We start from the raw sequence: 24,702 nt of genomic DNA, 5'->3' as shown, positions 1-24,702 counted from the left end.
GGGGTTTGCGACAAAAGCGTGACTCGTTTCGTCGCATATACGATTCGCTTCGTCGCCGGCGTAACTATGTGCAGGTGCAGCGACGCGTGGAAGAAACTGGCCTTGCGGAAATGCAAGGGAACGGATCGGGAACGCAAAAATTTTCGACGATTATATACTTGACGTAGTAGCCCTGATTCCCTAGTGTGTTCACACACAGGGAGACAGGCAGTGAAACTCGATAATCCAATCTTCAAAGATGCCGAAAAGGCACGCGAGCATTTAGAGGCCATCAACTGGCCCCACGGTCCTGTCTGCCCTCACTGTGGCGAGACAAAAAACGTCACGCGCCTCAAGGGCAAGTCGCATCGCCCCGGCCTGATCCAGTGCAACACCTGCACCAAGAATTTCACCGTCACGGTCGGTACTGTGTTCGAGCGCTCCAAGGTGCCTTTGAACAAATGGCTGCTTGCCACCTATCTGCTTTCGTCCAGCAAGAAAGGCATGAGCGCCAAGCAAATCGAACGTATGTTGGGCGTTACCTACAAAACCGCGTGGTTCATGTGCCATCGCATTCGCGAAGCCATGCGCGATACCAACACAACCCCCATGGGATCGGGCGGTGGTGCCGTTGAAGCCGACGAAACCTTTATCGGCAAAGAGCCGGGCAAAAAGACGAAATCCGGGTACTTCCACAAGATGAAGGTTCTGTCCCTCGTGGATCGCGACACAGGCCGTTCAAAGTCCATGGTAGTCGATAGCCTCAAGGCTCCCGATATTGCCCCTATCGTGTTCGAGAACGTCTCTCGCGAGGCCAAGTTGATGACCGACGAAGCCAGTCACTATCAGGCCATCGGTTTCCAGTACGCCAATCACGAAAGCGTCAATCACTCCAAGGGCGAGTATGGGCGCGGCATCGTCCACACCAACACCATCGAAGGCTATTTCTCGATCTTCAAACGCGGCATGAAGGGCATCTACCAGCATTGCGACAAGGCCCATCTGCACCGCTACCTTGCCGAGTTCGACTTTCGCTATTCCAATCGCGAAGCGCTGGGCGTCAATGATGGCGAGCGCACCGACCGCGTACTTGCTGGCATCCGTGGCAAGCGTCTGACCTATCGGCGGACTGACAAAGCCGCGCTCGCTTAGTCAGCACGTTCGCCGGTTCATTCGCTGGCGCAAGAACCACAACAGGGGAGGCTAGAATGTCAAAATTCGTCAACGTGATGACCGAAACGAGCATGATTTCAGGCCTGTCAGTAATAGAGCATGAAGGCGCGCTCTGGATTGTGACAGGCTGGCTCGGACACAAAACCAGGCCAGTGAAACGGCCAGTCCGGCTAATTCGGATGACCGGACTTCAATATGAGGAGCTTGATCCCGAACAGCACGGCTCTGACTATCTGGTAAATCAGCCAATACCCAGAGGCGTTTTGGACGGAACAATCGCGAGCGAAGAAGCAACCGGTTTTGTGGTTCTAGATACTCCCAAGATTGAGATTCCGGTTTCCAAGCCTCATTGAGGCCGTCGCTTCTCTTTCCCATCGCCGTTACCGCCTTTCTTCTTGTGCGGCTTGGGCGGCGTCTTCAGCATCCGCTCTAGCACCTTATCCATCTTGTCTTGATCAGGGTCTGCCATGGCTATCTCCAAGCGCCTTAGTCTAAAGCGTCGGCTGCGCTATCGAAAGGCCGTAGCTAAGCGCGCAGAGCAATTGCGTGAGCGGGCCAATCGTTGGCAATATGAGCAGAACACATTAGCGCTTGTCGGCTTAATGACGATCCTTTGGGCTGGAATGGAACGCTACCTTGACGAATTCATCAACTGGCACATGGCGTTAACCCACATCACTGAAAATTGCGAACACCCTCGCGCCCTGAATCGTAAACTCAATTATCTCAAACGCCGCGTCGAAAACGATTTCGGATTCTCTGACGCCGAAAAAGAAACCGTCCGCTCGCTGCGCCTTGAAATCAAAAGACTGTCGGAGTTCCGACATGACTTAGCTCACGGCATTTTTGTTCGGCGCGATCGATCCAAGCTCGTTTGGAGCGCTCAACGGCTAAACATTCGGCGCAATAAGATGACACCGCAAAACCGCGAATATTCAAACGATGAGATTCAGCAGGGCGTGAAAGACGTGGACAAGCTGTCCAGAGGCGTAAGGCAGATGGCTGAGCGATATGTTCCGCACCTCTCAACCACACGCTCGGCAATTTCCTCGTAGCCAGCGCCCGGCTCCATATCCCATTCTTCAATCATAGCCGCAATTTCAGATACTATGTCGGACTCCCCAGCCTGACGTAGAGAAACCACAGCATCAGTAAGCACCGGCCTGTCGGTCTGATCGCTACGAATCACAGCCTCCTACGTCAAGTATATAATCGCCAAATTTTCCGTGATAATGTGCTCACCGTCGGAGGCGACGATCCGTAGCTCTCACAGGATATTGAAATCACGCCCGAGATGATTGAGGCGGGGGTTCGTGTTTTAAACGATGCTTTCGGCGGAGAGGCTGGGGGGCTAATCGGTTCGTTGATTTTTCCGAGACTGTGCAAGCTCATCTAGTTGCTGCCCCAGCTCATCAAAGCGAGCGCGCTTCCTCCTAGACATAAGCTCGATGTCAGCGGCCTCCGTTGCCGCTACCAGATGCGACAGGCCGTTAGCGACTTTCCTGAGATCGCTCTCCATGACGCGCTGATGTTTTGGCGGCTTGTTTGATCGCGGCGGCTTCACCTTGGCATGAAGCGCATCAGTCCTGCCGTGGACTACATATTCGGCGTGAATGAGTTCGTTGCGGCGATCCGCCATGGTTTTAGTTCGGTCGATAATCCACTCCAAAATGGCTTTTTGTCGCTTCGTGAGTTTGACCGTTCCTAGTGCGAGGCTCAACAGATCACGACGGCTTTGATGAGTGGGCTGGCGTTCCCAGATCGCTTCGGCATATGCCGTCGATCTGGTACGCATCAGGCTGATGAAGATACGGCGCAGCGCTATTTCATGCCGATTCCAGAGGATCGTTATGACGCCAATAAGCTCCGTTTCGGTAGGAAAGGAATCGCTGATTTCCTCCGCGTAGCCTAGTGCCCCAAGCGGCCAATACCAATCTTCTTTGGGTTTCTTAGCCATGACTGATCCCGATCAAGAGAAAATGGGCAAGGCGCTATAGGAGATGCTAAAGACTCCGCCCAAGCCGCACAAACTTGACAAAAAGGACCGCCGGGATTCTAAGAACCCCGACGGCCCACCTACTAGCCGTCGAGACTAGCAGTTACGGGGCTTACGACGGGTGTGTCGTTTCACAGTGACCGTCTTTCGGCCCCTAGGCGGAGTTTTGCAGCCACCGCATTTGCGGCGGCCCGCACTCCTTTTTGGGCGTGTAGCCATGCCGGCATCACCTCCTTTCGTGGCTGGCTGCCTCTTGTTTCAGCCAGCTCCGCAGGGTGGTGTCCGCCCAACAGGATAGATTCCTAGGAAAAAGTCGTGAGTCGAGTCGTTTATCCACAGATCAATGTGGATTGTTTGCGCGCCGGCCAACGCGCTGACTACGAGCGCGTGACTTCGTTAGCTCACTGAAAGGTCGGACGACTTGACAATAAACATAGATATCTATCATATAGCTGCATAAGCAATTGGAGAGTCGTCATGCCCAGCCGCCGCAAAGTCCTTATCACCGGCGCCGCCAGCGCCGTCATTATCGGGGGCGGGCTGTTCGCGTACGATATCTTTTCGCCGAGCCTGTCCGAGGCGCGCGAGCCGTGGCGGCAGGCAGCCGAAGGGTTTGGCGATACGCGGCTCGATATTCTCGCCTATGCGATCCTCGCGCCCAATCCGCACAACAAGCAGCCCTGGCTGATCGAGCTGATCGGCAATGATCGCATCCGTCTCCTCCCGGACCTTGACCGCATGCTGCCCGAGACCGATCCGCCCTGCCGCCAGATCACGATCGGCTTCGGCGCCTTTCTCGAACAGCTCCGCATGGCGGCGGCGGAGAAAGGCTATCGCGCGGAGATCGACACTTTCCCCGAGGGCGAACCCCAGCCCGTGCTCGACGAACGGCCGATCGCCGATATCCGGCTGGTCCGCGACCCCGGCATCGCGAAGGACCCGCTCTTCGATCTCGTGCTCGAGCGGCATACGAATCGCGAACAATATGAACCGCGCGCCGTGACCGACGGGCAGTTCGCCGCCATGCGCGCGGCGCTGCCTGAGGGCGTATCGCTCGACTGGGCAAACAGCGCCGAGACCGTCGCCCCGCTCAAGCAGATCGCGACAGACGCCTGGCTGGTGGAATATACTACGCCGCATACGCTACAGGAGAGTATCGACGTGATGCGGATCGGCGCGGACGAGGCGATCGCCAATCCGGACGGCATCATTCTCGATGGGCCGATGATAGAGGCCGCCAGCAATCTCGGCATGGTGACGCGCGAGACGCTCGCCGATCCGGACAGCTATGCCTTTTCCGAAGGCATCACCATGTATACCGCGCTGATCGATGCGAGCCCGTCCATGTGCTGGCTGCACACGGCGGACAACAGCCGGACGACGCAGCTCAATACAGGCGCGGCATGGCTTCGCGTGCAACTTGCCGCTACAAACGAAGGGCTGGCGATGCAGCCGCTGAGCCAGGCGTTACAGGAGTTTCCCGAAATGGCCGAACAGTTCGCGCGCCTTCACGATCATCTCGACATCGCCGCGCCGGCCCGCGTGCAGGGCCTGTTCCGCATCGGCCATGCGCCCGCCATCCAGCCCTCGCCGCGCTGGCCGCTGACCAGTAGGCTCGTCGGCGCCTGATGGCGAAAGGGGCGACTCCGAAGCACAAGCCCAAGGGCCCGGGCCTGAAGGGCGATCCGCTCGGCAATCTCGTGATGACCGAAATCGGCATCATCGCCCAGCTTTCCGGCACTTTGTTCGAAAGCGTGCTGCCCGACGGGATGACGCGTGCGCAATATGGTGTGCTCAACCATCTGCTGCGCATGGAGCAGGAACGGACGATCGGCGAGCTCGCCAATTCCTTCCAAGTGCGCCAGCCGACCATGTCGTCCACGGTGCGCAAGCTCGAAGACAAGGGGCTGGTCGAGCTGAAGCCCGATCCCGAAGACCGGCGCATCCGGCGCGTGGCGATCACCGCGGCGGGCAAGGCGACGCGGCAGGCCGGGCTGGCCGCGCTCGGCCCGCTTTATGCCGAGCTGATGGAGCATATGGGCGAGAAAGAGCTGAAGGCGATCCTGCCGACGCTGACAAAAATGCGCGAATTGCTCGACGAACGGCGGCCGGGCTAATCCATCCGATCTTTTGCGGTTCATGCTCCTGTCACCTACGATCGGCATGTCTGTCCGGAAAAGGAGGAGGGATGGCATGAACCGGTTGATCGCAGCTTTATGTGTTTCGGCGCTGCTCGCGGTGGCCCCGGCCGGCGCGCAAAAACCCGATAGCGGACAGACGCCGCGTGAAGAGATGGACGAGTTGCTGCGCAGCCTCGGCGAACCACCGCACCCCTCAGGCGCAGCGCTCGACCGGCTGATTGCGGATGCCGACGCCCGTCCGCTGGGCAGCCGCGAAAATCCGGTGCGCGCTGATATGCCGCAGGGCCAGCGCGCCTATCTTGACCGGCTGCGCTGCGAAAACGGTCTCCCGCCACGCTATAACCGGGCCGGCAATTTCGGACCGGGCCCGTTCGGATCGATCATCGACGGATATGAAGTCGCGTGCCCAAACTCAGCACCGGAGACTATGATGATCTTCATGGACATGTATCATTCCGGCTATCGCGAAACGGCCACCGTGCCGGGCTTCGCGATCACAGAGTAGGCCGTCATGATCTGGATCGTCTTCGTCATGGGCATCGCGAATTTCTTCTTCCATCGCAGCGTGATGGAAGGGCGCGGACCCGTCTTCGCCGAAATCTCGCGGACCCTGCACCGATTCGGCGGCGGCTGGGGCAGCTATGCGGTCGAGTTCGTCATCCTCGTCGGCGCCCTCTGGTTCGCGCGGGCAGGCCAGTCGATGATATTGTTCTTCTACGGGGCGTACACGGCGCTCAATATCGGCGCCTATGTCGTGCTGAGCCGGATGAATAAGTAATAGAGGTGTTGCCGGCTAAAACGAAACGTCATTGCGAGGAGTGAAGCGACGAAGCAATCCAGAGCGGCGAGCGATGTCGTGTGCGGCTCTGGATTGCTTCGCTGCGCTCGCAATGACGGTCTACTGAACTAAGCCGCTTCCCGCTCGGCGATCAGCGGCAGCAGGCGTTCGTCGACCTCGAGAAACTCCATCGGGTCGATCTTCGCATTGGCGGGCGTGCCGTCGATCGCGAAGCCCGCATAGCCGTTCTCGGCCACCCAATCGCACATCCGGCGGTACTCCGGCACGCCGCCAAGATAGGCCATGAAGATGCGCGGCTTGCCCGGGATATTGTCGCCCAGATACCAGCTTTTCGCATAGGGATAGACGGTCATGCTGGCGATCAGATTGGTGTGATCGACCCATTCGCTCTCGGCCTGGTCGAGCGGCTCGATCACACCGTCGCGGACCGCATCGATACAGTCCGCGATCCACTCGACATGCTGCTCGATCGACACGATCATGTTGGAGATCACCGACGGGCTCTGCGGGCCGGTGACGAGAAAGAGGTTGGGAAAGCCCGCGCTCATCAGGCCGAGATAGGTGAGCGGACCCGCGTCCCATTTTTCGCTGAGCTGCGCCCCGTCCCGCCCGCGAATATCGATCTTCGCCAGCGTGCCCGTCATCGCATCGAAGCCGGTCGCGAAGACAATCGAGTCGAATGCATATTCGGTATCGCTGGTCTGTACGCCCCGCGCCGTGATCCGCTCGATCGGTGTCGCATTGATATCGACGAGATCGACATGATCCTGATTGAACGTCTCATAATAATCGATATCGACGCACATTCGCTTCGCGCCGGCCGGATAGTCTGTCGGGCAGAGCAGTTCGGCCGTCTCGGGATCCTCGACACGATCACGAATCTTGTCCCGGATGAACTCGGCGGCCATGTCATTGGCCTTCAGGCTGACGCCCATATCGGGATAGCTGGCCATAAAGGTCAGCCCGCCGCGCGCCCAGCGTTTTTCGAGCTCGTCGCGCACTTCGCCGGCCGGCAGCTCTGTCGCCAGCTCTTCATGCTCGGTCTTGGACCCGACGAACCCGGCCGCTTCCTCGCGCGCCTGATCGCGAATCGCGCGATACTCGGCCTTGGTCTGTGCCACATAGTCCGGATCGAGCGGATGGTTGTGCGCAGGGATCGCGTAATTGGGCGTCCGTTGGAACACAGTAAGCGACGCGGCCTCCCTGGCGATGATCGGGATCGACTGGATCGCGCTCGACCCCGTGCCGATAACGCCGACGCGCTGGCCCGTGAAATCCACGCCCTCATGCGGCCAGAGCCCGGTGAGATAGGTATCGCCCTCGAAATCCACTTCGCCCTCGAACTCCGGCTTGTTGGGCGAGGAGAGGCAGCCCGTCGCCATGACGACAAACCGTGCGCTGACGGTCTCCCCGCTATCGGTCGTCACCGTCCAGCGGTTCGCTGCCTCGTCCCAGACGCAGCTTTCGACGCGCGTCGAAAAGCGGATATCGCGGCGCAGATCGAAGCGATCGGCGACATGGTTGATATAGTCGAGGATTTCGGGCTGGGGCGAATAGCGTTCGGACCATTCCCATTCCTGCTCCAGCGCTTCGTCCCAGCTATAGCTATATTCCATGCTCTCGATATCGCAGCGCGCGCCCGGATAGCGGTTCCAGTACCAGGTCCCGCCGACATCGTCCCCGACCTCGAAGACAATCGCCGCGCGCCCCTGTTGGCGCAGCTTGTGCAGCATGTAGAGGCCCGAAAATCCCGCGCCGACAATCGCCACATCCACCTGCTTGTCGCTCATCCATCCACTCCTGCTTTTCGCGCATAGTGGGACAGGCGCGGGAGCGAGTCGAGCCGGGAATCACTGCGGAAGATCGATCACCATCTGCTGCGGCGACCCGTCGGCCAGTCCGTCGAACAGGATCAGCAGCGTCGCATCCGCGTCCGTTGTCCCGACAATCGCCATCGCCTCGGGCGCCCCGCCCGGCCAGGTATCGACGGTCGCGAGTTGCGTGATCGTACCGTCATCGGCACGCAGATGGATGCGGTAGGGCACATCTTGATCCTGTGCCGGACCCGAGAGGATCAGCAGGCGGTCATCAGACAGGAAGGCGAGATCGCGAATGCCGGTGTCCGCGCCCAGCGCGACTCGGATCGAGCGGCCCGGCCCGACAATATCGGGCGAGAAGAGTGCCGTGCCGCTGGTCTCGAACAGGAAGGCCGTACCGTCGATCACGGGCGCGCGCAGGCCGAACACCATCCGTTCGCCATCGACAGCCAGCCCTTCGATGGTCAGCCCGTTAGCGTCCAGCAGCGATGCGCCGAAAAAGGGCGCGAGCGCCGGATCGCGCCGCACCATGCCGGACAGGCGATGGCTGGTCGTGATCGCGACGGTGCCGGGCAGGATGTCGCCGACCGGATCGTCGGGCGCGATCCGCGCGACGATGAAGCTCGCCGCGCGATAGGCGTCGCCATAGCGCGAACAGCCATGCGAGCCGGTGACATAGAATGCGCCATCGCTATAGGCCGCCCCCTCACCGTCCAGTTCGTCGCTGTCGGCATCGCTCTCCAGACAGATATCGCCGGGCGGCGTGCCGAGCGGCGCGCCGCCGCCGAGCAGATCGAACCGCTCTCCCGCCTGCAGGATCGCGCCATCGAAGCGCGCCCATTGCGCCTCGCGCCCCTCATCGTCGATCGCGAGGCAGCGCATCGCCGCGCCCTCCCGCTGCCAGTCGCAGGCGAGCCCGCTCATATCTTCCGCAGGCGCGCCATAGGCGCCGAAATGGCCGGCGACGGTAATCCCGGCCTCCAGCGGCGCGGGTTCCTCGCGCGCTTCCCCGCAAGCCGCGAGCAACGCCGGGCCGGCGAGGATCAGGCTGCGCAGGATATGCACCGCGTCGCCATCGGATCGATGGCGAGCCGCTTTGGCGCGATCGCCTCGCCGCAGGTCAGACACCAACCATAATCGCCCTCTTCGATGCGCGTCAGCGCGGCGTCGATCCGCGCGATATCGGTCTGCCGCCGCCGCGCTTCGGCATCGGCCATCGCCTGTTGCTGCATCGCGTCCATCCGCGAAAGCCGCCCGACCGATTGCTGGTCGAGCTCGACCGGCTTGCGCCATTCCGCTGCGCCCGCGTCCTCGCCGGCAAGCTGCGCGCGCAGGGCGATCAGTTGCTCGCGAAACTGAGCGATTTGCGGCTCCGACAGTTCAGTCATCGGTGCCGGGCATATGCGTATCGATAGCTGCGCCACGCGCCAGCCGCTCCTCGACCGCGGAAAAAGCAGACGCGGCGGGCCGCGGTTCATCCGGCAAGCCGGTCGCGAAATAGGCGACGCCGCGCCCGTCTTCATGGCTGATCCAAAGCCCGGACCGCAGGCCATAGGCCGACCCCGCATGGCCGCTGTAAACGGCATCGCCATCGAACAGATCGTCGTCGCATGCGCCACCATCGCGGTTCAGCGTGTGCACGCCATGATTGTAGCGGCAATAGAAGCCGTCCTCGCTCTCGCCATTCTCGGGTATCGGCGCGCGCCGACGACTGTAGAGCATCGGGATCAGCGCCAGCTCGCGAAAATGCCGGTTCATAAAGGCGAACTCCGTCCCCTCTCCACGCGTCAGGAACAGCATGCCGATCCGCGCCAAGTCGTGGGCGGAAATCCGCAAGCCCCCTTGCGGGCTAAACGCCGCGCCGTTGCGGGCGAGGACGTAATTTTCGTGATCGCAACTCCCGTCGCTGGCGGGTATCGCCGGGCAGTCCTCAGCAATGAAGGATTGCGTGTCGCGGATCGCCGCACCATCCGGATCGTAGAGGACAACCGCCCGCTCTCGCGCATCCTCGCTGCACGTCGTCCAGTTAAAACAGGCGTCGAGACCGAGCGGCTCGAACACGGTGCGCGCCATCAGCCGGTCGAACCGCTCGCCGGTCGCGCCTTCCAGCACCGCGGCGATGATCGGGAAGTTGAGATTGGCATAGGTGAAATAGCCGGGCGGATGATCGGCGTCCCAAGCCTCGGGCTGGGCCATCCAGGCCTCGAGCTCCGCATCGAGCGGTAGCGCATAACCGGCATCGTCGCGTATCCCGGCGCGATGGTCGAGCAGCGCGCGCAGCGTGATGATCTCGTCCGGGAAATGCGGATTGCGCAGCCGCCAGCCGAGGTGCAGCGACACATCATCGCGCAGGTCGATCGCCCCGTCTTCGACGAGCCGCGCCGCCGCGAGCGCGATGACAAGCTTCGAAACGCTCGCGATCCGCACCGGATCGTCGACCGTCAGCGCGCGTGCCGTTTCCAGATCGGCATATCCGCCCGCCTCGGCGCTGGTGATGCCATCCGCATTGAACTCCACCCGCGCCCAGCTGATGACGGGATCGGCAGCGGGCGGGGCGGCAGTCTGGCTGCCGCTCAACAGGCAGGCGGCGATCAGGCAAAGGGTCGACGGCATCGCTGTACCCCTATGGCAAAGCGTGGCCGGATGCCATCATCGGCTGCGCTACACGCGACTTGCCTGGCTGGCGGAGTTTTTTGTCAGACCCTCGCTTCGCTCAGGCGCGGCACCGGCCCGCTCCCCCTCCCGACCTCCCATGAGTGTACCCTGTTCGGGAGGTCGGGAGGGGGAGCGGGCCGGTGCCGCGAACTTCCGTCAGGAAGTTTCTGACAGATAAATTCCTACCCCACCTTGAACGCGCAGAGCTTGTTGCCGTCGAGATCGCGGAAATAGGCGGCGTAGAAACCCATCTCTTCCGGTTCCCGAATGCCCGGCGCGCCCTCGTCTGCCGCGCCCAGCTCGAGCGCCTTGGCGTGCAGCGCATCGACCTGCTCGCGGCTGTCGGCTTGCAGCGCCGTCATCGTGCCGTTACCGGGCACCGCCTTTTCGCCATCATAGGGCGGCGTAATGCAGAGCATTGGCTGACCCATTTCCGTGCCATAGCCGGTAAAGCCCTCTTCCATCTGCATCAGGCGTTTTGCGCCCACCGTTTCGAACAGCGCATCGTAAAAGCCGCGCGCCTTTTCCAGGTCGTTCGTGCCGAGTGTCGTATAGCCGATCATTGTTCGTCCTTTCGATTCGGGGGAATTTGGCGAACAGAATGCGCTGCGCAACGCCTCGCCGTCAATTATCCGGCAGGTAAAGCGAAGGGTCGCCACGCCCAGACCCGAACGGCCTAGTCGCAGGCGCCGACATAGGTTCCCGTCTGATTGGCCACGAAGCGGAACTCATTGTCGCCGCCGAGCGAGAAAACATATTCCGCCTCCGCGTTGATCGCCGTCTCGGTATAGTCGCCGCGCATGAAGACCTGGACCGTTTCGCCACCCAGATCCTCAGGCCGACAATCGAGCCGGACGCGGAATATCCCATCCTCCATGGTGAGGTTGCTCATCGAACAATTCCCATCGCCTTCGGGATCGAAGAAATCGACGAGCGGGGTGCGCACCTGTTCCGCCGTGATGCATTGCGTTTCGACTTCCGCGTCAAAATCGGCCCGGAAGGAATCGACTTCGGACCGGGGCAGGCCGCCATCGGAGAGAATACGGTCTATCTCGTAGCGTGTTTCCCATTCGCCCGCGCGCAGTTCATATTCGCCGGAGCCGCTCAGACTGTTGACCAACAGGCCGAGCAGGATCGCGACGAGCACCGCGCCGCCGCCGATGACATACCAGCCGGTGCGGTTGAGCGTGATGCCGAGAAATTTGGCCGGCGCGTCGGGATCGCTGCTATCGCCGCCGCTGCTCATCAGCCCGACCGGCCGGGTATCGGCGGACGCCGCGGCGGCAGGCGCTGCAGCAACCGGCGGCGGGTTCGGTTCCGGCGTCTCTTCCGGCGCGCCAGGTGTTTCTATCACAGGCTCGGCGGGCGCTTCGCCCGTATCGACCTGGCGCTTGATAGTCGCGATCAGCCGCTCGATGGTCGCGTCGCGTCGGTCGATCCAGTCGATCCACTGATAGTCGTTGAGCCAATAGGCGAGGCCCTTGGCGTCGATATCCTCGAGCCGGACCGGATAGATCAGCTTCTTGCGATCCTCCGCCATCATCAGCTCGCGCTTCACATGGCGCGACTGATCGGATTGCGAACAGAACAGGAGGACGATGAGGTCCGATTTCTCGACCTGTTCGATAATCGCCTGATCGAAAGCGACGCCCGGATCGATATCGTCGGGCGCCATCCATCCCTGCACGCCATTGCGCTCCAGGACTTCCTTGAGATGACGCGCGGTCTTTTCCTGCGAACTGTGATGGCTGATAAAGGCGACCGGCCGCCGGCCCGTCTGGCCCGATCCGCCCGTATCCGCTCCGCCTTCCGCCATCAAAGCCCCCAATCGCCCGCGCGCCCGGCGGCAATCCTAACCGGGCCGGCCAGCGCGATCAACGCTGCGTCGCAGGGCGCGATCACCCGTCCGCGTCGACCGCGCAATCCGGTCCGACAAAGCGTCCCGATACCTGACCCGCCATGGTCATCGGTCCCATGGGCCCGGTGTCCATATCCATATTCATCGTCATATCGTAACTGGTCGGCGTATAGCTGCCTTCCATCCGCATCGTCATCGCGCCCGGCATGCCTTCGGACTGGCAGGTTCCGGCGATCAGAATCGTGCCGCCTGACATGTTGAAATCGGTATAGGTACAATCGTCATTCTCGTCACCGAACATGTTCGCTTCCGGATTGGCCGCTTCTTCTTCGGTGATGCAGGACGTGCTCGTCTGGGCCTGGCCCATCTGCTCCTGCATCATGCCGCGCATCTCTTCGGGCATGTCGGGAATGTCGAACTCGGTGAGCTGTACGGTCGCTTCCCACTGGCCGGGCGTGATCGACACATTCGCCGCTTCCATTTCGGCGGCGGCTTCCTCGCTGCTGATCTCGCCATCGCCATCGGCGTCGGCGTCGCCGCCCGAAGAGCAGGCGCCGAGCATGGCGATCGGCGCCGCCATCGTGACCAGAGTCTTCAAAACCGTCTTTCGCATGATGTTCCCTCCAAGATCCTTCCTGTTCGCGTCCGGGTGATAGGCGGCGCTGCGCCGGGCATCAATCCCGCGGACCCAAAAGAAAAACGCCGCCGCAATCAATCGACTGCGGCGGCGTTATTCCGGTTCGTGCTGCGATCAGCCGTCGGCGGGGCAATCGCCCGTGCGTTCGGCTTCCATCGTGCCAGACATGGTCATTTCCATCGGGCCGCCTTCGACGGCAACACTCAGCTCGGCTTCCATCGTGGTCGCCGTGTACGTGCCCTCGATCGACATGGTGGCGCTGCCTTCCTGGCCACCCGGCGCCTCGCAGGTGCCCGACACGTTGATCACACCGCCTTCGACGGTCGAGTTGGTGAAGTCGCAATCCTCGCTCGCGTCTTCGGGCGCGAACAGGCTCGCACCGGGATCGGCGGCTTCTTCCTCGGTGATACAGCGCGTGCTCGTATCGGTCTGCTCGCCCATCTGCTCGCGCATTTGCGCGACCATTTCTTCGGGCATGCCGGGCATTTCGATTTCAGTCATCGTCGTCGTCATTTCCCATTCGCCGGCTTGCAGTCCTTCACTGCCGCCGCCGCCCGAACATGCGCCCAGCAGCGCGATCGGCGCAGCCGCCATCAAGAATTTTTTCATGCTAAATTACCCCTCGGTTGCGAAAAATTACGAAAAATGCCGGACCCTTGGCCGAATATTGGCCGAGACCAGCGCAAGACGCAAGCGTCTTTATCCGGGACAATCGCCGGTCCGCTCGCCCGTAATGTTACCGGCAAAGGAGAATTCCTGGCCGCCGTCCCGAATCGTCGCCGTCATTTCCGCGTCGATGCCAGTCGCCGAATAGGTGCCCGTCACCGCGATCTCCCCGCCATCGCCGCCATCGCCGCACGTTCCTGCAATATCGATAGTGCCGTTTTCGAAAACAGATTCGCCGATGTTGCACTCACTTATGACCTCGCTGTTCAACACAAGGCTCTCGTCCGGCGCGGCCGCCTGCGCTTCGCTGATACAGGTTGATTCCATCGCCAACTCGCGGTCGAGCTCGCCGGCGATCTCATCGCGCATGGCTTCGGTCACCCCTTCGCCGCTCACATCGGTGACAGCAAAAGTCATGTCCCACTGCCCGGGCTGCAGACTCTCGCTGCCGCCAGAACAGGCCGCAAGAGCCAGTACCGGCAGCGCCGCTATCGCTAAATTTCGCATTATTCCCCCCTCGGTCTGGAATTCTCGAATCGCGCGACCTTGCAGAAAGCTGCACGTTTGCCAGACGTAAAGCAAGATTGGCCCGGCGCTGTCAGCAGAGTCGGTGATCGTCGCTCTCCCCCGTTGCGCAATTGCCGGTGCCTCGCCATATCCCGCCCATGGCAATCGCGATCCGGACCGGCCTCGACGAACCCGAAACCGATAGCGGCTTTCGGCCGCACCGGCCGGAACGGCCCGACAAGGCCGAGGGCGGCAAGAAGTTCGAACTGGTGTCCGATTACGAACCCTCGGGTGATCAGCCGACCGCCATCGCCGAGCTCGTCGCAACGGCGAACGAGGGCGAGAAGGACCAAGTGCTCTTGGGCGTCACCGGATCGGGCAAGACTTTTACGATGGCCAAGGTTGTCGAAGCATTGCAGCGCCCCGCGCTTGTGCTCGCGCCGAACAAGATTCTCGCCGCGCAGCTCTATGGCGAGTTCAAACAGTTCTTCCCGGACAATGCGGTCGAATATTTCGTCAGCTATTACGACTATTATCAGCCCGAGGCCTATGTCCCGCGCTCCGACACCTATATCGAGAAAGAGTCGAGCGTGAACGAGGCGATCGACCGGATGCGGCACTCGGCGACGCGCGCGCTGCTCGAGCGGGACGATGTGCTTATCGTCGCCTCGGTCTCCTGCCTCTACGGCATCGGCTCGGTCGAAACCTATGCGGCGATGACCTTCGACATCAAAAAGGGCCAGACGGTCGATCAGCGCGACCTGATCCGCAAACTCGTCTCGCTCCAGTACAAGCGCAACGACGCGGCTTTCGCGCGCGGCAATTTCCGGGTGCGCGGCGACAATCTGGAGCTCTTCCCGAGCCACTACGAAGACATGGCGTGGCGGATTTCGATGTTCGGAGACGAGATCGAGGAGATCGCCGAATTCGATCCGCTGACCGGCAAAAAGGGCGCCAAGCTCGATCGTGTGCGCGTCTTCGCCAACTCGCATTACGTCACGCCCGGCCCGACGATGAAACAGGCGATGGAGGCGATCAAACGCGAGCTCGAGGTGCGGCTGAAGGAGCTGCAGGAGGCCGGGATGCTCCTCGAAGCACAACGGCTCGAACAGCGCACCAACTTCGATCTCGAAATGATCGCGGCGACCGGCAGCTGTGCGGGCATCGAAAATTATTCGCGCTTCCTGACCGGTCGCCTCCCCGGCGAACCGCCACCGACACTGTTCGAATATCTGCCCGACAACGCTCTGCTCTTTGTCGATGAATCGCATCAAACGATCCCGCAGGTCGGCGCGATGGCGCGCGGCGACCATCGGCGTAAGCTGACGCTCGCCGAATATGGTTTCCGCCTGCCGAGCTGTATCGACAACCGACCGCTGCGCTTCAACGAATGGGATGCGATGCGACCGCAGACAGTCTGCGTTAGTGCCACGCCGGGGCCGTGGGAGATGGAGCAGACGGGCGGCGTCTTCGCCGAACAGGTGATCCGGCCGACCGGCCTCACCGATCCGCCCGTCCTCGTCCGCCCGGTCGAGGAGCAGGTCGACGATTGCATCAACGAATGCCGCGAAACCGCGAAGAAAGGCTATCGGACCCTCGTCACCACGCTGACCAAGCGCATGGCCGAAGACCTCACCGAGTTTATGCACGAGGCTGGGCTGCGCGTCCGCTATATGCATAGCGATGTCGAAACGCTCGAGCGCATCGAGCTGATCCGCGATCTCCGCATGGGCGTCTATGATGTGCTCGTCGGCATCAACCTGCTGCGCGAAGGCCTCGACATTCCCGAATGCGGGCTGGTCTGCATTTTGGATGCCGACAAGGAGGGCTTCCTGCGTAGCGAGACCAGCCTCGTCCAGACCATCGGCCGCGCCGCGCGCAATGTCGAAGGCCGCGTGATCCTCTATGCCGACCGCATCACCGGCTCGATGGAACGCGCGATGGCCGAAACCGACCGCCGCCGCGACAAGCAGCTGGAGTATAACGCGGAACACGACATCACGCCGACAACGATCCAGAAGAATATCGCCGATATCGTCGCCCATGCCGCGTCGAAGGATCAGGTGACGGTACCGATCGACGAGGACGATGCCGAAGCGCCGAACAATCTCGTTGGCCATAATCTGCGCGCCTATATCGAAGACCTCGAAAAACGCATGCGCGCTGCGGCAGCGGACCTGGAGTTCGAAGAAGCCGGTCGCCTCCGCGACGAGATCCGGCGGCTGGAAGCGGAAGAGCTGGGGCTACCTGCGGATGAGCAGGTGGCGCAGCCGAAGGGCCGCGCAAAAGAGGGACGGCCGGGCACGCGCAAGCTGCGATACGGCAAGACGCAGCGGAAGATGCAGTAGGTCAAGATGGCAATTCGCGTCCTCTTGACCTTTCTTCTGTTCTACATTTCTGCGCCAGTCTGGGCCTGCAGCATGCCGGACGACTATCGAATCCCAACAAATCTCCAGCTTGTCGAAGAAGCAGACCTCATCGTTCTGGGCCGAACGGGTTCTGGTCCTGAAGAGGGTTCGGAGCCGGGACTTGATGATTTCGTACTGTTAGAACTGATCGAAATACTCAAGGGCCCACCGCCTTCGGAGCCGTTGAGAGTATTCGGTAGGACGGATTGGAACGGCCAACCGATCCCACCCTTGCCGAGCAGTTTGGGCGAGGCTCATTTCTCAGTCGGCCTAGGGGCATGCGTCCGAGTCTTCTATCCTGAAAATCAGCTCGTCGTTGCAATGTTCGTCAACACACCCGAAGGCTTGCGCCAGATAGGAAATAGCTGGGCCCGCGAGATCGAAGATGTCGAGTCAGAAGACGACATCTGGGTTCAGGCGATCCACGAGTACTTAGGCCTGATCTCATTTGACGAGGCCTCGGAACGCGAACGTGCCATCCGCCAAAGACAATCGGAGTTGATGCTGCAAGCTGACGTAGCGTCGCATGCAATTGCGCTGGATTTGGATCGTCACCTGAATCATGTTCACTCCGATGGAGATTTCGTGCCTCCTGAATATTGGCGTGTCATCGACCATCCTGAAGGAATAGTTGCAACGGTAACGGCTGGCGAAAACCGAGCCGCTTTAACTTGTTCGCTCGGCAACAATAACGTCGAAATGATGACACTGTTGGGAGACGAAACGACAAGGGTTGCACTTTTGGTCGGCGGGCAGAGCTATGTCTTTACCGATCTCGAGCAGAGCATGGAGCGAGTTGGTTTTGGCGAACCCGAAGAAACTCCGGTCCTTCGTGGAACGCTCGACATTTCCGATGACCTGCTAGATATCCTCTCGACGTCAACGGGAATGGCCGGCGTCACCGTTGACGATCTTTCCATAATGGCCCCGGCTGGCGACACGATGCTACGGTTCTCTCGAAGATGCGGGGTAATTCTCGCAAGCAACTAGGCGAGTGTCCCAGCGCTAGGGCCCCACATCCGACCCGAAAGATACGGTAGCTTTTCCTCTTCGCGCTTGACCGGCTTCCCGCATGCCCCTTAGCTGCCCGTGCAATATCAGGGGTAGCTGCATGACCATCTTTCGACCATTCGCCCTGCTCGCAGCATGCGCCCTCGCCGCCCTCGCCGCACCCGCCGCCCTCGCGCAAGATAGCGCCCCCGATACCGAAAGCGCCTCCTCCACCCCCGCCGCGCCCGAGCCGCAGGTCCGCACGCGCGACATGTCGGGCACGTTCGGCGGCCAGCGGATCAATTATCGGGTTACGATACGCGAGAATCTGCTCTCCGCCGATGATGGTACGCCGGAGGCGATGGTGGTCACGACCAGTTACGTCCGCACGCCGCGCGATACATCGCGCCCGGTCTTTTTCATGTTCAATGGCGGGCCGGGTTCAGGCTCGGTCTGGCTGCAGATGGGTGCCTTCGGGCCGGTGCGCGTCGCGATCCCGCCCGATGCGCGCGACGATGGCGGGCCGCCCTATCCGATCCTGCCCAATCCGGACAGCCTGCTCGACGTCGCCGACCTTGTCTTCATCGACCCGCCCGGCACCGGTTTCAGCTATCTGCTCGAAGGCACCGATCCTGCCCGCTATTACGGCCTGACCCAGGATGCAGTCGCCGTGGCCGCCGTTATCCGGCGCTGGCTCAACGAGAATGGCCGCTGGAACAGCCCCAAATTTCTCGGCGGCGAGAGCTATGGCACAACGCGCACGGCCACGGTCATCGATCAGCTCGAGGGATCGACCTTTAATGACGTAGCGTTCAACGGGCTGATCCTGATCTCGACCATCCTCGATTTCGCCGCGCGCGAGCCGACGCCGGGCAACGAGATGGCCTATGTCGTCACGCTGCCCAACATGGCGACCGCGGCCTATTATCATGGCCGCGTCCAGGCGCCGTCGGTCGAGGCGATTGCCGAAGAGGCCCGCCGCTTCGCCATCGGCCCCTATATCACCGCGCTGTTGCAGGGCGCGGACCTGCCCGATGCCGAGCGCACCCGGGTGCGCGCCGAAATGTCCCGCTTGACCGGACTGTCCGAGGCCTATCTCGATCGCGCGAACCTGCGCGTCACGTCGCAGCGCTTCTACAAGGAACTGCTGCGCGATCAGGGGCTGACCATCGGCCGGCTGGATTCGCGCTATACCGGCATCGACTATGACAATGCCGGCGAGACGCCCGACAATGATCCCAGCTTTTACGGCATCGACGCCGGCTATACCGCCGCGATCAACAGCTGGTCGCGCGAGACGCTCGGCTTCGAGACGGACCGCGAGTACCAGTCGATCGGTCGCGAGCCGGGACGGCATTGGGACTGGACGCTCGCCGGGCAGGGGCGCAACGCCTATCTGAACGTCGCGCCCTATATCGGGCGGGCGATGCGCGAGAATAGCGGGCTCAGGACCTTCGTGGCGCAGGGCTGGTATGATTTCGCCACGCCCTTTTTCGGCGCCGAACTCTCGCTCAACCGCATGGGCATCCCGCAGGACCGGATCGTGTATCGCTATTATGGCGCCGGGCACATGATGTATGTCCGCGACGAGGACCGGCAGCGCCTGTCCGAGGATATCCGCGCCTTTATTCGCGCGCGCTGAGGGCACGCTTCAAAGTAGCGAACACGGCAAACTCGGCCCCTCGCGTCGCCTGACGGATATTATCGACCTTTGATCGAAGTGGTTTTTGGCGACCGCATATGCGGCGTTACCATCGTTTAATGGCCACTTGGAAAGCTTCAATCGGCACGCAGGTCAATTTCGAGCAGGCCTTTCTCCGGCTGGCGGCCGGGGCGGCCCTGCTTTCGGCGGTGACGACATTCTTCCTCTGGTACCTTGCGCGCCAGGTGCCTGGTGCCGAAAGCTTCGACGACGCTGCGCGGCTCCACGCCAACGGCCCGTTCATGGCGCGCCAATGGGTGAACCTGTTCCACATTCCCCTCGCCCTGCTCGCCTATATCGGCATTACACGCGCCGTATCTCCGCAAGCGCGCGGCTGGGCGCTCGGAGGGCTTGTCTTCTTCGTCATCTGGGGTGTCGTCGAGATGGCGGGCGTGGCGATCAACATCTTCGCGCTGAACGGCACGTTGCGGCCGGCCTATCTGGCGGCCGAACCCGATAGCGCCGCGATATTGGCGGCGAACATCACGGCGTTGACGGCCGTGTGGAACGCGCTTTTCTTTGTTATCCTGATTGGCTTTTTGTTCGGCACGTTGCTGCAGGGCATCGCGCTGCTCGCCGACGCCGGCCGTTTCCAGCTGGCCATCGCATGGCTGATGCTGGCCGCCGCGCCGTTGACGCTTGTCATCATCCTGTCCGGTTATTTCGAAATGAGCGGCCTCGATCCCCTGATTTCAGCGGTCTATCCGATCCTCCAGCCAATCAGCCGCGCCGCGCTCGGCGTCTGGCTCTGGTGGATCGCATCGGCGGCAGTGACGCCTGAAAAGCGGTAGGCCGTGCCGGCGATTTGATCGAAGTCATTTTCGCTTTGCGGCCGAGCAGGTTAGACTGTGCCTAAACGCGTATAGGAGAGTCGCCCATGGCCCGCAGCACCGATCTCGATCCCGAAGGCAAACGCTTGCCCATCAAGTTCGACGGCACGTCGAACGGGGAATTTTTCCCCCGCCCGCCGACGGTCAACCAGCATCATGCCAATCGACTCGCCCATGAGACGGCGACGGAAAACGCAAGAAAACTCGGCATGGGGCGGCGGGCCTTTCTCGTCTCCTCAATGGGCGCGGCGGCGACGCTGGCGGCCTGCAACCGGGCCAATCCGGGTTCGGGCGGAACCTATGCGGTATCCGAGGAAGCGTCCTTTGAAACAGCGGCGGCCGATGCGGCGGTCGGCGGAGACGAGTTCATCTTCGATGTGCAGACCCATTGCGTCGACCCGTCCGCTGCCTGGGCGACAGGCCGCGACGGGCAGATATGGGAGCAGGCGCTCTCGCGCGCCTTCGGCCAGTCCACCCAGTGCACGGACGGCAGCTATGACTGCTATTCGGCGCAGACGCTGGCCCGCGAAGTCTATCTCGACAGCGATACCGATGTCGCCGTGGTCTCCGCGCTCTGGGGCACGGCGGACAGCAACCCGACGCCGATCGAGTACGCGGCCGAAGCGCGCGGCATTATCGAGCAGATCGGCGGCGACGGGGCGCGCTGCCTCATTCACGGCGGGGTGTTGCCCAACGATCCGGGCGAACTCGAAGCGATGGACGAGAAAGCGGAAGTCCATGGTGTCGATGCCTGGAAAATGTATCCGCAATGGGGGCCGGACGCCGAGGGCTTTTTCCTCGATGAAAGCGATTATGCGAACCGGACCTTCGAAAATTGCCGGCGGCTCGGCAAAACGATCATCGCCGTGCACAAAGGCATCACCCTGTTCGGCCTGGATCCGCTCTATTCGAGCCCGCGCGACATGGGGAATGCCGCCGTCAACAATCCCGACCTCACCTTCCTCGTCTATCATTCGGGGTTCCAGCCGGGCGTGACGGAGGGGGCCTACGATCCCAACGGCGGCGGTCTCGACCGGCTGATCAAGGCGCATCGCGATGCCGGGCTGCAGCCGAACGAGGGCAATCTCTATGCGGAGATGGGCTCGCTCTGGCGGTATTTCATGGGCCGGCCGGACGAGGCTGCACATGTCATGGGCAAGCTCCTGCAGACCTTCGGCGAGGAACGGATCATGTGGGGCACGGACTCGATCTGGTATGGCAGCCCGCAGGACCAGATCCAGTCTTTCCGCGCCTTCGAAATCAGCGAGGAGTATCAGGAACGCTTCGGCTATCCGGCGCTGACCGCAGAAGCGAAGCGCAAGATATTCGGCCTTAATGGCGCGACCGTTTACGGTCTCGATCTCGAGGAAGTGGCGGCGGACAACACGCTGCTCGACCGCCGCGCCGATTATCGCGCGAACCCCAATCCGAGCTTCGCCACCTATGGCCCGAAAACGCGCCGCGAGTTCATGGCGAACTGGACGGCGCATGGCGGCCGGCCGGGATAGAGGCTTTATCTGTCAGAATTTCGCTAGCGCGAAATCGCGGCCCCCGGATTTGTTTGTCAGAAACTTCCTGTCGGAAGTTCGCGGCACCGGCCCGCTCCCCCTCCCGACCTCCCACAGGGTACACTCGATGGGAGGCCGGGAGGGGGAGCGGGCCGGTGCCGCGCCGAGGCGTAGCCGAGGTCTGACAAAAAAAGGGCGGCGAAACCGAAGCCCCGCCGCCCTTTTGGCAAACGAAATCTAGGCGTTTACGCGTCTTCGAGGTTCGTCGCCGCCATCTTGCCGTTGCGGCTCTCTTCAAGCTCATAGGATACGCGCTGGTTTTCCTTGAGCGTGGTCATCCCTGCAGCCTGGACCGCCGTCATGTGAACGAAGGCGTCATTGCCGCCCTCTTCAGGCTCGATAAAGCCATAGCCCTTTTGTTCGTTGAAAAATTTCACTGTGCCAATCGGCATATTCTTATTCCCTATATTGGGCCGCCCCCGCCATGCGGGCAGCGGAAATGAGCCCCATCCGAACACCGGATGCGGCCTGCGTCTGAATGCTGAGGTATTGAGGGAATAGAGGGCGCCGGGCGCCTTAGTCCGTCGCCACGTGCGACATCGGCAGAAAGGCGTATATAGGGGCGCAGGGAATGAAGGGCAAATTAAAGCGCCTGTGGGCGTGATTTGCTGCCTCGCCGTCATGCTGTCGGAGCGCAGCCCATCGCCTTCGCTGCACCGCCCCGTCTTCGCTTGATATCCCGCCATTTCCTCCCCATTGATGGGGAAAGAGATTCCCTTGGGAGAAATCCGTGCGTTCGATCCTGTATGTCGTCCTTCCCGCGCTGGCTTTATCCGCCTGCGCCCGAACCGAAACGCCTGAAGAGGCACGGGCCGCTGCGCAAGCGGCGCAAGAAGAATATGAACGGCTTGCAGCGGAAGCGCGCGCCAATAACGGCGAGGAAGAGGTGCTGTCCGGCACCTCGCCGGGCCAGATCGACACCAGCGGATCGGGCGATGTGACGCCCGGCGTCTGGAGCGTCGCGACCGTCGATGACGAGCGGGTCGCCCAGTTCGGCGAAGAGGGTGGATCGCCCATGGTCACCATTGCTTGCGAGCTCGGCGGTGGGATCGATATCCGACTGATCGGCATGCCGCCCCAGGGCGGGTCAGGCACCGTCTATATCAGTACGCCCGAAGGCGGATCGACCTTTACCGCGTCCGAAGCGACCGGCGATGTCGCGGCCGCCTATATCTCCGTTCCCGCGGCCGATCCGTTTATCGGGCGGTTGATCGGCGGCAATGGGCCCTATTCGATCCGTCTGGGCGGCGATCAGCGCGTCACGATCCCAGCCGATGACGTCCTCACGAGCATCGTCAGCGCCTGCGACCGGCGCGATGCGTCTGCGGAAGCTGCGGAACTCGACGCCGCGGTGCCATCCATCGAAGATGGGGAGGCGGCGGAATGAGCGCGTTCGGCTTCAACGGTCTGACAGCCGCCGCCACGATCCTGATCGCGCTCGGCGCCTGTTCGGCCGCGCCGACGCCCGCGCCAGCGCAAGCCGACACCGAGACGGACTGGCGCGATATCCCGCTCGCGCCTGGCACCTGGGTCTATCGCGACGACGAGCGCGGATCCCTGGCACTGTATGGCGAACCCGATGCCGACGCAGTGTTCCTCGTGCGCTGCGATATGGGCACCCGGCGGATCTATTTCTCCATGGCGGGCGCGATGAACGGCGGCTCCGGAACGATGGCGTTTCAGGCGACCCATGGCGACACCAGCTATGCGGCGCAAAATGGCTCAGGCGCGCAGCCCTATATCGTTGCCGCGACCAACGCTTCAGACGACTATCTCGACAAGATCGCCTTCAGCCGCGGCCGGATCGCGATCACCGTGACTGGCCAGCCTGTCGTCACCGTGCCGAACTGGCCGCAAATGACGCGCGTGTTCGAGGATTGCCGGGGCTAGCACTGCCGCAAATCTGTAATATTGGCATGGCATGCGCGGCGCGTTTGACCATCTGGAGTAACAGGACATGACCAAGAAGTTCTTCAGCGTTGCCGCGCTTGCCGTCGCGCTGGCCGCCTGTTCGGGCGATGCCGGGGAGGATACCGGCGAGCCGCGCGCACTCGAACTGACGCCCGGCGCATGGGCCGCCAATGCCGATCAGGCGAGCTATGCCGATGAAGACGGCAATCTTCTCGCCACCTTCCGCTGCGATCCCGAAGCCGCCGAAATCGTTCTTGAAATGGAAGGCGGCTTCGCCGAAGGCGCGCGCCCGGCCATGCTGATGCGAGCCGGCGACTTCATGCACGGCGTCGATCCGGTCGAGGTCCGCAGTGGCGCAAACGGCCCGGTGCGGATTGCGCCCATGCCGATAACGGGACCGATCAGCGCGACGATCATCGAGTTTCCGGCGCCGCTGACGATCGAAGCCGACGGGGCCGAGCCGCTGATGGTGGAGACGGACGCAGTTCTGCAGGATTATTTCGCGCAATGCGCGACGGCGGCGGGCGGCGAAGCGCCGGCGGACGAGGCGCAATAAAAAAGCCGCGAACCGGTGGTCGCAGCGGGCAAAAGAGAATCGCTCAAAAAAAATTCAAAAACAAGGGTTGATCCACGAGTCGCAATGATTCATTCCGGTACATGAGTTCAACAATGCGAAAGGAGGTGATCCGATGTCTCATGGTTCAGTAGTGAGGTCGGTTCAGTCGTTTCGGAGGGTGCGGGGTTAAAAGTCTCGCGTAGATTCTCCGGCCGGCACTCCGGCCGCTGACCATGTCAAAGGGTTGCCGGGCAGACACGCCCGGCAGCCTTTTTTCATTTTTGAGATTTTATTTGTCAGAATTTTCCTAGCGGAAAATCGCCGTACCCGGATTTGTTTGTCAGAAACTTCCTGTCGGAAGTTCGCGGCACCGGCCCACTCCCCCTCCCGACCTCCCAACTAGGGTACACTCAATGGGAGGTCGGGAGGGGGGGTGGGCCGGTGCCGCGAACTTCCGACAGGAAGTTTCTGACAAACAAATCCGGGTACGGCGATTTTCCGCTAGGAAA

At 61.6% G+C, this 24,702-nt stretch carries 27 protein-coding genes; 15 read left to right on the top strand and 12 right to left on the bottom strand.

What is annotated here, in order from left to right:
• Window positions 1-210 precede the first annotated feature (210 nt).
• Window positions 211-1,131, top strand: coding sequence for an IS1595 family transposase (locus tag Q0974_RS00670; protein ID WP_299321419.1), 921 nt, complete (start codon window positions 211-213; stop codon window positions 1,129-1,131).
• Window positions 1,132-1,187: 56 nt separating this feature from the next.
• A complete protein-coding gene (locus tag Q0974_RS00665; protein WP_299321417.1) occupies window positions 1,188-1,505 on the top strand; it encodes a hypothetical protein in 318 nt (105 codons plus the stop codon).
• On the opposite strand, the gene Q0974_RS00660 is transcribed toward Q0974_RS00665, so the two are convergent.
• Window positions 1,499-1,621, bottom strand: a complete 123-nt coding sequence (locus Q0974_RS00660; RefSeq protein ID WP_299321416.1) for a hypothetical protein — start codon at window positions 1,619-1,621, stop codon at window positions 1,499-1,501. The genes Q0974_RS00665 and Q0974_RS00660 overlap by 7 nt on opposite strands.
• Here Q0974_RS00660 and Q0974_RS00655 point away from each other — a divergent pair.
• Window positions 1,620-2,207, top strand: coding sequence for a hypothetical protein (locus tag Q0974_RS00655; protein ID WP_299321414.1), 588 nt, complete (start codon window positions 1,620-1,622; stop codon window positions 2,205-2,207). The genes Q0974_RS00660 and Q0974_RS00655 overlap by 2 nt on opposite strands.
• A gap of 296 nt (window positions 2,208-2,503) precedes the next feature.
• Here Q0974_RS00655 and Q0974_RS00650 read toward each other — a convergent pair whose 3' ends face one another.
• Entirely contained in the window at window positions 2,504-3,109 is a 606-nt protein-coding gene (locus tag Q0974_RS00650) for a hypothetical protein (protein ID WP_299321412.1), read from the bottom strand.
• Between the two features lie 516 nt (window positions 3,110-3,625).
• Here Q0974_RS00650 and Q0974_RS00645 point away from each other — a divergent pair.
• The 4 genes from Q0974_RS00645 (at window position 3,626) to Q0974_RS00630 (ending at window position 6,067) form a co-directional block, all read left to right on the top strand.
• Complete coding sequence (locus Q0974_RS00645) at window positions 3,626-4,777, top strand: nitroreductase family protein (protein ID WP_299321409.1); 1,152 nt, start codon at window positions 3,626-3,628, stop codon at window positions 4,775-4,777.
• Entirely contained in the window at window positions 4,777-5,265 is a 489-nt protein-coding gene (locus Q0974_RS00640; protein WP_299321407.1) for a MarR family transcriptional regulator, read from the top strand. The genes Q0974_RS00645 and Q0974_RS00640 overlap by 1 nt, the downstream gene beginning before the upstream one ends.
• 76 nt (window positions 5,266-5,341) lie before the next feature.
• Entirely contained in the window at window positions 5,342-5,794 is a 453-nt protein-coding gene (locus Q0974_RS00635; RefSeq protein WP_299321405.1) for a hypothetical protein, read from the top strand.
• Between the two features lie 6 nt (window positions 5,795-5,800).
• Window positions 5,801-6,067 (top strand): hypothetical protein, encoded by a 267-nt coding sequence (locus Q0974_RS00630; RefSeq protein WP_299321403.1) that lies wholly within the window; start codon window positions 5,801-5,803, stop codon window positions 6,065-6,067.
• Window positions 6,068-6,195: 128 nt separating this feature from the next.
• Here the strand turns inward: Q0974_RS00630 and Q0974_RS00625 are convergent, their stop codons facing one another.
• The 9 genes from Q0974_RS00625 to Q0974_RS00585 form a co-directional block, all read right to left on the bottom strand.
• On the bottom strand, window positions 6,196-7,878 hold the full coding sequence (locus Q0974_RS00625) for an NAD(P)/FAD-dependent oxidoreductase (protein WP_299321402.1): 1,683 nt from the start codon (window positions 7,876-7,878) through the stop codon (window positions 6,196-6,198).
• A 60-nt stretch (window positions 7,879-7,938) separates the two neighbouring features.
• Window positions 7,939-8,970: a DUF3616 domain-containing protein gene (locus Q0974_RS00620; protein ID WP_299321400.1), complete on the bottom strand. Its 1,032-nt coding sequence runs from the start codon at window positions 8,968-8,970 to the stop codon at window positions 7,939-7,941.
• On the bottom strand, window positions 8,949-9,293 hold the full coding sequence (locus tag Q0974_RS00615) for a TraR/DksA family transcriptional regulator (protein WP_299321399.1): 345 nt from the start codon (window positions 9,291-9,293) through the stop codon (window positions 8,949-8,951). The genes Q0974_RS00620 and Q0974_RS00615 overlap by 22 nt, the downstream gene beginning before the upstream one ends.
• Window positions 9,286-10,518, bottom strand: a complete 1,233-nt coding sequence (locus Q0974_RS00610) for a serine hydrolase (RefSeq protein WP_299321398.1) — start codon at window positions 10,516-10,518, stop codon at window positions 9,286-9,288. Before Q0974_RS00610 ends, Q0974_RS00615 begins: the two co-directional genes overlap by 8 nt.
• A 224-nt stretch (window positions 10,519-10,742) precedes the next feature.
• Window positions 10,743-11,123 (bottom strand): VOC family protein, encoded by a 381-nt coding sequence (locus Q0974_RS00605; RefSeq protein ID WP_299321397.1) that lies wholly within the window; start codon window positions 11,121-11,123, stop codon window positions 10,743-10,745.
• Between the two features lie 113 nt (window positions 11,124-11,236).
• Entirely contained in the window at window positions 11,237-12,376 is a 1,140-nt protein-coding gene (locus tag Q0974_RS00600) for a TIR domain-containing protein (protein ID WP_299321396.1), read from the bottom strand.
• 82 nt (window positions 12,377-12,458) lie between these two features.
• The gene (locus Q0974_RS00595; protein WP_299321395.1) at window positions 12,459-13,031 is read right to left on the bottom strand and encodes a DUF3617 domain-containing protein; all 573 of its coding nucleotides are present in this window, start codon (window positions 13,029-13,031) and stop codon (window positions 12,459-12,461) included.
• A 138-nt stretch (window positions 13,032-13,169) separates the two neighbouring features.
• A complete protein-coding gene (locus Q0974_RS00590) occupies window positions 13,170-13,664 on the bottom strand; it encodes a DUF3617 domain-containing protein (RefSeq protein WP_299321393.1) in 495 nt (164 codons plus the stop codon).
• A 90-nt stretch (window positions 13,665-13,754) separates the two neighbouring features.
• On the bottom strand, window positions 13,755-14,228 hold the full coding sequence (locus Q0974_RS00585) for a DUF3617 family protein (RefSeq protein ID WP_299321392.1): 474 nt from the start codon (window positions 14,226-14,228) through the stop codon (window positions 13,755-13,757).
• A gap of 158 nt (window positions 14,229-14,386) precedes the next feature.
• Between Q0974_RS00585 and uvrB the strand changes: the two genes are divergently transcribed.
• The 5 genes from uvrB to Q0974_RS00560 all read left to right on the top strand — a co-directional run bounded on the left by uvrB (window position 14,387) and on the right by Q0974_RS00560 (window position 21,666).
• Window positions 14,387-16,576 (top strand): excinuclease ABC subunit UvrB, encoded by a 2,190-nt coding sequence (gene uvrB / locus Q0974_RS00580; protein ID WP_299321390.1) that lies wholly within the window; start codon window positions 14,387-14,389, stop codon window positions 16,574-16,576.
• Window positions 16,577-16,600: 24 nt separating this feature from the next.
• A complete protein-coding gene (locus Q0974_RS00575) occupies window positions 16,601-17,626 on the top strand; it encodes a hypothetical protein (protein WP_299321389.1) in 1,026 nt (341 codons plus the stop codon).
• Window positions 17,627-17,747: 121 nt separating this feature from the next.
• Complete coding sequence (locus tag Q0974_RS00570; protein WP_299321387.1) at window positions 17,748-19,268, top strand: peptidase S10; 1,521 nt, start codon at window positions 17,748-17,750, stop codon at window positions 19,266-19,268.
• Window positions 19,269-19,387: 119 nt separating this feature from the next.
• Window positions 19,388-20,119 carry a hypothetical protein gene (locus Q0974_RS00565; protein ID WP_299321386.1) on the top strand — a complete coding sequence of 244 codons (732 nt, stop codon included), beginning with the start codon at window positions 19,388-19,390 and terminating at the stop codon, window positions 20,117-20,119.
• 86 nt (window positions 20,120-20,205) lie between these two features.
• On the top strand, window positions 20,206-21,666 hold the full coding sequence (locus Q0974_RS00560) for an amidohydrolase family protein (protein WP_299321384.1): 1,461 nt from the start codon (window positions 20,206-20,208) through the stop codon (window positions 21,664-21,666).
• A gap of 245 nt (window positions 21,667-21,911) precedes the next feature.
• Here Q0974_RS00560 and Q0974_RS00555 read toward each other — a convergent pair whose 3' ends face one another.
• Window positions 21,912-22,118 (bottom strand): cold-shock protein, encoded by a 207-nt coding sequence (locus Q0974_RS00555; RefSeq protein ID WP_299321382.1) that lies wholly within the window; start codon window positions 22,116-22,118, stop codon window positions 21,912-21,914.
• 338 nt (window positions 22,119-22,456) lie between these two features.
• Here Q0974_RS00555 and Q0974_RS00550 point away from each other — a divergent pair, with 338 nt between their 5' ends.
• The 3 genes from Q0974_RS00550 (at window position 22,457) to Q0974_RS00540 (ending at window position 24,193) form a co-directional block, all read left to right on the top strand.
• Window positions 22,457-23,113: a hypothetical protein gene (locus tag Q0974_RS00550; RefSeq protein WP_299321381.1), complete on the top strand. Its 657-nt coding sequence runs from the start codon at window positions 22,457-22,459 to the stop codon at window positions 23,111-23,113.
• Entirely contained in the window at window positions 23,110-23,616 is a 507-nt protein-coding gene (locus Q0974_RS00545; protein ID WP_299321379.1) for a hypothetical protein, read from the top strand. Before Q0974_RS00550 ends, Q0974_RS00545 begins: the two co-directional genes overlap by 4 nt.
• Window positions 23,617-23,683: 67 nt before the next feature.
• Window positions 23,684-24,193 (top strand): hypothetical protein, encoded by a 510-nt coding sequence (locus Q0974_RS00540; RefSeq protein ID WP_299321377.1) that lies wholly within the window; start codon window positions 23,684-23,686, stop codon window positions 24,191-24,193.
• The last annotated feature ends 509 nt before the right edge of the window (window positions 24,194-24,702 follow it).

It is taken from the genome of Parasphingopyxis sp. (assembly GCF_028279465.1).
GTDB lineage: Bacteria > Pseudomonadota > Alphaproteobacteria > Sphingomonadales > Sphingomonadaceae > Parasphingopyxis.
Note: the sequence above shows the minus strand (reverse complement) of the source record. Positions and strands in the feature narration are given on the sequence as shown.